This window comes from Pediococcus pentosaceus (assembly GCF_001437285.1).
Lineage (GTDB): Bacteria > Bacillota > Bacilli > Lactobacillales > Lactobacillaceae > Pediococcus > Pediococcus pentosaceus.
Map to the genome: position 1 here is coordinate 244036 of NZ_JQBF01000004.1, position 7546 is coordinate 251581.

Below are 7546 nucleotides of genomic sequence, written 5' to 3' on the forward strand. Positions count from 1 at the left end.
GATTAAAACCTCACTTTATTTTTCGGCCATTTTTTTATATAAATCAACAATTTCTCCAGCTAGATCTCTAAAAGTAATGGCATTCATGATGTGGTCTTGTGAATGAACCGTTAGTAGTGAAACTTTAGCATGGTTTCCCTTAGCTTCTTCAGTTAACATCCCGGTTTGGACGTTATGAGCTTCAGTCAAAAAACCATCAGATTCTTTTAATTTTTCATCTGCTTTTTCAAAGTCTCCTGCTTTAGCAGCGTTGATAGCTTCAAATGCAGAGCTCTTTGCGTTCCCACCATTAATAATTAGTCCCATGATCACTTCTAGATTTTGTTCTTGTTCGCCCATTGTTATGCTCCTTAAATTTATTTATATAAAAAAGCGCCTCAAAAAACGAAAGCGCTTTTAATTCAAAGCCCAATTAAACCTATACACCCATTGATGTTAGAGCTTCCTTCAATACTTTTTCACCATTCATCATGCCGTAATCTTGCATGTTAATTACTTCTACTGGAATATCTAATTTTTCTTTGAAATTACCTTCAAGGTAACGAACTTGAGGTCCAAGCATTAAAATATCAGGATTCTTTTCAGCCAATTTATTATCTGCATCTGATGCAGCTGTTGCGAAGATTTCTGCATCTACACCTTCAGCTTCAGCAGCTTTTTGCATTTTTGAAACTAATAAACTCGTTGACATACCTGCAGCACATACTAACATAATTGTTTTTTCAGCCATAATGAGTCACTCCTGTAATTTTATTTAATTTGGCGGTTGACTATGAAACCGCTTACGATACAATTGAATTATAAAACGTAGGTACAAATTTTACAAGTACCAATAATTCAAATTCGTTAAAAAGTTATCAATTAGCGTTACTGATAAGGAAAGAAGGCGTTCATCGTTGTATACGAATATCGCAAATGATCTCATTGACAAAATTAAACATCACCTATTTGAAGAAAAATTACCAACTGAATACGAATTGATGCAAGAATATGATGTTAGTCGTAATACCATCCGCAAAGCAGTCGATATTCTTAGTCAAAAGGGACTCGTTCGCCGCGTTCAAGGTAGTGGCTACTATATCAACGATTTTGGACCACGAGCTGATCAAACCATTAACCTAACCATGGGAGTTTCAGAAGGCTTTAATCATCTCAAACTAACCTCACGCGTTATCACTTTCGATCGGGTGGTAGCTGATGAAGCTCTTGCAGCTGAATTTGGGTGCTTAGTCGGCGATGATTTGTATCGAGTAATTCGTTATCGTTTTCGTAATCGTCAAGCATATACCCTTGAATATGCTTATTACGAACGCGAAGAGGTCCCCTTTTTACCAATCGAAGCTGCGCATGATTCCTTATTAGAATTCATTAGAAATGAGTATGGTGTATCCGTCGATACTAGCGACCAATACGTTGGAATTGAATCTTTCACTTCGGAAGCTGCTTTCATTACTGGGCTCCCTCAAGGCGATAAATATATTGTTTTATATCAATCACATTATCGTAAAAATAATGTGTTGTTTAATTTCTCTAAAACTTATTATTTAGACCGCAAAATTCGATTTTATTTCCACGCTTCTAATCAAAGCTAAACCAACGGATTATTTTAAATTAAATTTTTAGTTGACAAACGAAAAGTATTTTAGATATACTCATGGAAGATTAATTCGAAAGTTGGTAATACAAATGAGTCTTTTACATTCAACACATGTAAATAATGGTTGGCAAAGCCGGTAATTAGGTTGTAATTTTGTCTAGGCAAGATACGACCTGAATGACAGATCGTATCTGTGCCGGCTCATTTGTGATGAACAAACGATAACAACAAGCCCGCATGGATTTTATACACATCCATGTGGGCTTTTTTTAGGCAAACCCCATGGGCTTGCCTTTTTTTATTATAAATTTAGAGGAGTGGAACTTGTTATGAAGAGAATGCTTAGCTTTATCGCCATTATTTTTATTTTTTTAGGATATGCATTTGTTGCTGAACAAAAGCATACCTCGAACCATCGAAATGAGACTAAACGCATTGGTTTATTACAATATATGGATCAGCCAGCGTTAAAACAAATTCAAAAGGGAGTTTATGCTGGTCTAAAAGAGTCCGGTTATACAGTCGGAAAAAATCTCAAAGTTGATTATCAAAATGCTCAAGGTAATCAAAGCAACTTGAAGACGATGAGTGAAAAATTCGAAAATGAAGGAGTTGATTTATCAATCGGGATTACCACTCCCGCCTCAATTTCCTTGGCTAATACAACTTCGACTACCCCCATTTTAATGAGTGGAGTTACCGATCCACGAAGTGCTTCCTTGGTACAAAATTTAAAGCACCCTGAAAAAAACATCACGGGAGTTTCCGATCAAGCACCACTAGAAGAACAATTAGAATTAATCCAAAAATTAATGCCAAATTTAAAAACATTAGGAATTATCTACACATCTAGTGATAATTCTGCAATTACTCAATTTAAAAAATTCAAACAGTTGGTATCTAAGACTGGAATTAAACTTAAAGCTTATTCGATTTCAAACTCGAATGACTTAAACCAAGTTTCGCAAAATATGGTTCAAAATGTTGATGCTGTCTTCGTTCCTACTGATAATACGATTGCCGGTGCTATGTCAACCCTCGTTAAGAATGCTAATGCTGCCAACGTCCCCATCTTTCCAACCGTTGATTCTATGGTTAAAGATGGTGGAATTGCCACCTACAGTGTTAATCAATATCAACTCGGAGTCCTTACTGGTAAAATGGCTGCTCGCGTCTTAAACGGCGAAAAAATTAGTCAGACACCCATTGAATTTATCAAGCATGGTGATTTAACTATTAACCTTAAACAAGCTCAAAAACTAGGTATCAAGATTCCTAAAGATTTAATGCAAGAAGCACAAAAGAAAGGGGAATTAATCAAATGAACTTAATCACATCTTCTATTGGACAAGGGCTACTCTGGGGCCTTCTAGGGGTAGGACTATTTCTCACCTTTAGAATTTTAGATTTTCCTGATATGACGGTTGAAGGAACTTTTCCACTTGGCGCAGCCGTTAGCGTTACTGCCATCACTAACGGACTCAATCCACTGATCGCGACATTACTTGCTTTTCTAGCTGGTATGCTTGCTGGGCTAATTACTGGCCTCCTTTACACCAAAGGCCGTATTCCAATCCTATTAGCCGGCATTTTAGTTATGACGGCTTGTTACTCCATTAATTTGCGGATTATGGGAACTTCTAACGTTTCACTCCTAGGAAAACAAACCTTATTCAGTGGGCAATTCTTTGCGTCACTACCTAAATTTTTTGATAGCGTAGTCCTTGGACTGATCATTATTACCATTGTTGTAGCTATACTGGCCATCTTTTTACAAACTAATCTTGGGCAAGCTTTTATTGCCACAGGTGATAATGAAAAAATGGCGAAATCCTTAGGGATCAATACCGATCAAATGAAAAATATGGGACTTATGGTTTCAAACGGTATGATTGCAGTATCTGGTGCACTCATCGCTCAAAGTGATGGATACGCAGATGTTAATATGGGGATTGGAATTATCGTAATTGGCTTGGCTTCCATTATTATTGGAGAAGTAGTTTTTGGCGAATTAACCATGAATCAACGTTTAGTAGCCGTAGTATGTGGAAGTATTATTTATCGTTTCGTCCTCCTACTGGTACTCAAGGCTGGATTCAATACTAACGATTTAAACCTTATCTCATCGTTGGTCTTAGCGCTCTGCTTAATGCTACCAACGTTACGGAAAAAATTTCATTTTGACCGAATTTTAAAACATGGGGTAGCCATGCCAACTAAGGAGCGTGATTAAAATGGAACGACCTGTTATTTTAGAACTTAAAAATGTTTCAGTCTATGTTAATCGCCACACGACTGAAGAAATTCAAATTTTGAAAAACATTAATCTAAAAGTCTATAAGAACGACTTCATCACCCTTTTGGGTTCCAACGGTGCCGGAAAGTCTACTTTATTCAATGTCATTGCCGGTAATCAACCCATCGATGAAGGACAGATTTTGGTAAATGGTCACGATATTTCTAATATGTCTGAAGAAAAAAGAACTAAATTTATTAGTCGCGTTTTTCAAGATCCAAAACTTGGCACTGCCCCTCGCATGACGGTAGCCGAAAATCTTTTACTTGCTACTAAACGAGGCAGCCGCCGAAACCTTAAATTGCGCCGTTTAAAGCAGCATCTCGCTGAGTTTAAGCAGATTACTGCAACGATGCCCAATCGCTTAAGCGAACGTCTTAAAACACCTACTGGCAACCTATCTGGTGGTCAACGACAGGCCTTAAGTTTCTTGATGGCTACCATTAAGAAACCAGCTATTTTACTATTAGATGAACATACTGCTGCCCTAGATCCCAAGACTAGTGCCGAGTTAATGGAAGCAACGCAAACTCGAGTTACTGAAGACGAATTAACTGCCCTCATGATTACTCATCAACTTTCTGATGCTGTAACCTATGGCAATCGATTACTAGTAATGAAAGACGGACGAATTACTCAAGACTTAGATGCCGTTACAAAAGCTAATACTAATATTGATGAATTAATGATTTATTAATATTAACTAAGCAAACAAATTCCATAGGAGTTTGTTTGCTTTTTTGTTCATATTGTATATGCTTTATAGGAGTTATTTTCAACCCTATAAAAACGTTTAACTTGCGATTATATCAACGATTGTAAACGGATACATTACGTGTTAATATTAGCTCGTAAGTAAGAAAATACATAAGAAGAAGGCGTTTAAAATGAAAGAAAATTTTGATTTCCTTATGCCTAGTGTCAACTTCTTTGGCTCTGGAGTTATTGCAAAGATTGGTGACCGCGCTAAGATGGTCAATATGTCTAAAGTATTGATCGTTACTGATAAATTTTTGGAAAAAATGGAAAATGGACCCGTTGAACAAACCCTTCGTTCACTTGATCAAGCTAGTGTCGATTACGTTATTTACAACGGAGTAGAGCCTAATCCTAAAGTTAGAAATATCCAAGAAGCAAAACAAGTTTATTTGGATAATGACTGTGATGGAATTATCACTATTGGTGGTGGTTCAGCTCATGATGCTGGAAAAGGTACTGGTATTATTTTGACGAATGGCGACGATATCACCAAACTTGCTGGAATCGAAACGCTCGAAAATGCACTTCCACCATTGATCGCGGTTAATACTACTGCAGGAACTGCTTCAGAATTAACTCGTCACTGCGTTATTACCAACGAAGAAACGCATCTTAAGTTCGTAGTGGTTTCGTGGCGTAATGTTCCCCTCGTATCATTTAATGATCCAAAATTAATGCTTGGGGTTCCACCTGCTCTAACTGCTGCAACTGGGATGGACACATTTGTCCAAGCCATTGAACCTTACGTTTCTACTAACCGCAACGATATTACTGATGGCCAATGTCTCCAAGCTATCAAGTTAGTGGAAGAAAGCCTTCGTGAAGCTGTATCTAACGGTGAAAACCTAGAAGCTAGAACTAAGATGGTAGAAGCTGAAATGTTGGGAGGGATGGCTTTCAATAATGCCGATCTTGGTTACGTACATGCTATGGCCCATCAATTAGGTGGACAATACGACGCTCCTCATGGAGTTTGCTGTGCTATCCTATTACCAATTGTAGAACGCTTCAACTTAGTTGCTTGCCCTGATCGTTTCGCAGACTTAGCTGTCGCCATGGGTGAAAATATCGACGGCCTTTCCATTAGAGCTGCCGCTGATAAAGCTATTGATGCTATGCAACAACTTAACGACGATGTTGGTATTCCAAGAAGTATCAAAGATTTGGGTGCTGATCCTAAAGATTTCGAACTAATGGCTGAAAATGCTTTGAAGGATGGTAATGCCTTCTCCAACCCACGCAAAGCTACTAAGCAACAAATTGTGGAACTTTTCCAACAAGCTTACGACGCAAAATAATTACTCAACAAAAAAAGATGAACTGAGATTTCTGATTCAGAATTCTCGTTCATCTTTTTTATTTGGCAACTTTTTTATTACTTTTAACACTAAAGGAAAGAATTAATCCTACGATAATTAATGCAATCGTAAAGTAGAAACCATAGTGTGTACCATTAGTGAAGGCAGCATTCAAATGACCTTTACCAAAATGATTCTGATAAGCTACTTGTCCGATTCCTAATAAACTTGTTGCTAAAGCAGTTGCAATCGCACCAACGATTTGTTGCATGGTATTCATGATCGTACTACCGTCACCAGATTGGGGACCTTCAAGCGAATTTAAAGCATATGTTTGAGCTGGTGACATTGCCAAAGGACAACCAATCATCAAAATAACATGAGCAATAATTAAATAAGCAATTGAAGTATTTACCGTAGTACATACCAACATAATTGCACCAATTAATGCAACCACTAGTCCAATACGAATTGGTGCTTTGGCACCGATCTTGTCGTATAAACGTCCTGCAACCGCTGAAACAGCGGCATTAATTACACCACCAGGAAGCATGATAATTCCAGTTAGTGCAACTGGTAATAATAAACCTTTTTGAATGTACATTGGTAATAAGTACATTGCTGATAAAATAATACCAAAATCAAGCATAACTAAGATTGCACCAGTTCTAAATGCAGGAATGGCAAAAATCTTTAAATTTAGGACAGGTTCAGCAAGCGAAAGTTGACGTTTGACATAAAATGCCAAAACGATAATTCCAAGTGCTAAGATACCTAATACGATTGGCGAACCCCAGCCTTTTTCACTAGCAAAACTAACACCAGTTACTATACTAGCAAAGCCGATAATTGATTCAATCAATGAAATTACATCAACTTTAGGTTTAGTAAGTTCACCAACATCTTTTAATCCAAAAATAGCTAGTAACAAAGCAATTGCTAAGAAAGGAACGAACATCCAAAAAATCCAGTTCCATGATAACTTAGCTAAAATAATACCTGTCAATGTCGGTCCAATGGCTGGAGCAAACATAATTACCAAAGCACACATGCCCATTGTAGCACCTAATTTATAAGGTGGAAATACTAACATGGCTACGGTAAACATCATAGGTAAAATTAAACCAGTAGCGATTCCTTGAATCATTCGACCAACCAGTAATAATGCAAAGGTTGATGATAGAGCTGAAATAACAGAACCTACAATAAACGCTAATAAACCAAAAATAATAATCTGTCTAGTTGTAAACCATTTTGATATTAAACTAGAAAAGGGCAATACCACACCAATCACAAGCATGTATCCCGTAACTAACCATTGGATAGTACCCGTCGTCACATGTAAATTATCCATTAATTGTGGTAAAGCGATGTTTAAAGATGTCTCACTAAACATTCCCACGAAGGCCCCAATCAACATGCTCGCCATTACCAACATTGGATGTTCAACTGGTACTCGCGCTTGCATCATGCCGTTGCTTTTTTCTTCATTATTCATTAAAAAATACCTCTTTCTTCAAAAACATAGCTTGTTCACTATAGCAAAAAGAAAAAATTTTCGTAAGTATTTTTTTGAGAAAAATAAAAAGAGGCCGT

General features: G+C 37.2%; 8 protein-coding genes. 5 read left to right on the forward strand and 3 right to left on the reverse strand.

Going from position 1 to position 7546, the window contains the following annotated elements; all coding sequences use genetic code 11:
- Window positions 1-15: 15 nt before the first annotated feature.
- Together IV86_RS06125 and IV86_RS06130 are read right to left on the reverse strand one after the other, a co-directional pair.
- The gene (locus tag IV86_RS06125) at window positions 16-339 is read right to left on the reverse strand and encodes a PTS lactose/cellobiose transporter subunit IIA (RefSeq protein ID WP_011672977.1); all 324 of its coding nucleotides are present in this window, start codon (window positions 337-339) and stop codon (window positions 16-18) included.
- 79 nt (window positions 340-418) lie between these two features.
- Window positions 419-730: a PTS sugar transporter subunit IIB gene (locus tag IV86_RS06130; protein ID WP_002832706.1), complete on the reverse strand. Its 312-nt coding sequence runs from the start codon at window positions 728-730 to the stop codon at window positions 419-421.
- Window positions 731-896: 166 nt separating this feature from the next.
- On the opposite strand from IV86_RS06130, the gene IV86_RS06135 reads away from it, so the two are divergent.
- The 5 genes from IV86_RS06135 to IV86_RS06155 all read left to right on the forward strand — a co-directional run bounded on the left by IV86_RS06135 (window position 897) and on the right by IV86_RS06155 (window position 5950).
- Window positions 897-1592 (forward strand): GntR family transcriptional regulator, encoded by a 696-nt coding sequence (locus tag IV86_RS06135; RefSeq protein WP_002832705.1) that lies wholly within the window; start codon window positions 897-899, stop codon window positions 1590-1592.
- A gap of 334 nt (window positions 1593-1926) precedes the next feature.
- Complete coding sequence (gene trpX / locus IV86_RS06140) at window positions 1927-2922, forward strand: tryptophan ABC transporter substrate-binding protein (protein WP_002832704.1); 996 nt, start codon at window positions 1927-1929, stop codon at window positions 2920-2922.
- Window positions 2919-3830 (forward strand): ABC transporter permease, encoded by a 912-nt coding sequence (locus tag IV86_RS06145; RefSeq protein WP_002832703.1) that lies wholly within the window; start codon window positions 2919-2921, stop codon window positions 3828-3830. The genes trpX and IV86_RS06145 overlap by 4 nt, the downstream gene beginning before the upstream one ends.
- 1 nt (window position 3831) lies before the next feature.
- Window positions 3832-4590 carry an ABC transporter ATP-binding protein gene (locus IV86_RS06150; protein ID WP_002832702.1) on the forward strand — a complete coding sequence of 253 codons (759 nt, stop codon included), beginning with the start codon at window positions 3832-3834 and terminating at the stop codon, window positions 4588-4590.
- A 190-nt stretch (window positions 4591-4780) separates the two neighbouring features.
- Window positions 4781-5950: an iron-containing alcohol dehydrogenase gene (locus IV86_RS06155; protein ID WP_002832701.1), complete on the forward strand. Its 1170-nt coding sequence runs from the start codon at window positions 4781-4783 to the stop codon at window positions 5948-5950.
- A 58-nt stretch (window positions 5951-6008) separates the two neighbouring features.
- Here IV86_RS06155 and IV86_RS06160 read toward each other — a convergent pair whose 3' ends face one another.
- On the reverse strand, window positions 6009-7448 hold the full coding sequence (locus IV86_RS06160) for a DHA2 family efflux MFS transporter permease subunit (protein ID WP_056979439.1): 1440 nt from the start codon (window positions 7446-7448) through the stop codon (window positions 6009-6011).
- Between the last annotated feature and the right edge of the window lie 98 nt (window positions 7449-7546).

Coding starts and splice junctions, on each gene's coding strand:
- IV86_RS06130 (WP_002832706.1), bottom strand. CDS start 730: ATGGCTGAAAAAACAATTATGTTAGTATGTGCTGCAGGTATGTCAACG.
- IV86_RS06145 (WP_002832703.1), top strand. CDS start 2,919: ATGAACTTAATCACATCTTCTATTGGACAAGGGCTACTCTGGGGCCTT.
- IV86_RS06155 (WP_002832701.1), top strand. CDS start 4,781: ATGAAAGAAAATTTTGATTTCCTTATGCCTAGTGTCAACTTCTTTGGC.
- trpX (WP_002832704.1), top strand. CDS start 1,927: ATGAAGAGAATGCTTAGCTTTATCGCCATTATTTTTATTTTTTTAGGA.
- IV86_RS06150 (WP_002832702.1), top strand. CDS start 3,832: ATGGAACGACCTGTTATTTTAGAACTTAAAAATGTTTCAGTCTATGTT.
- IV86_RS06125 (WP_011672977.1), bottom strand. CDS start 339: ATGGGCGAACAAGAACAAAATCTAGAAGTGATCATGGGACTAATTATT.
- IV86_RS06160 (WP_056979439.1), bottom strand. CDS start 7,448: ATGAATAATGAAGAAAAAAGCAACGGCATGATGCAAGCGCGAGTACCA.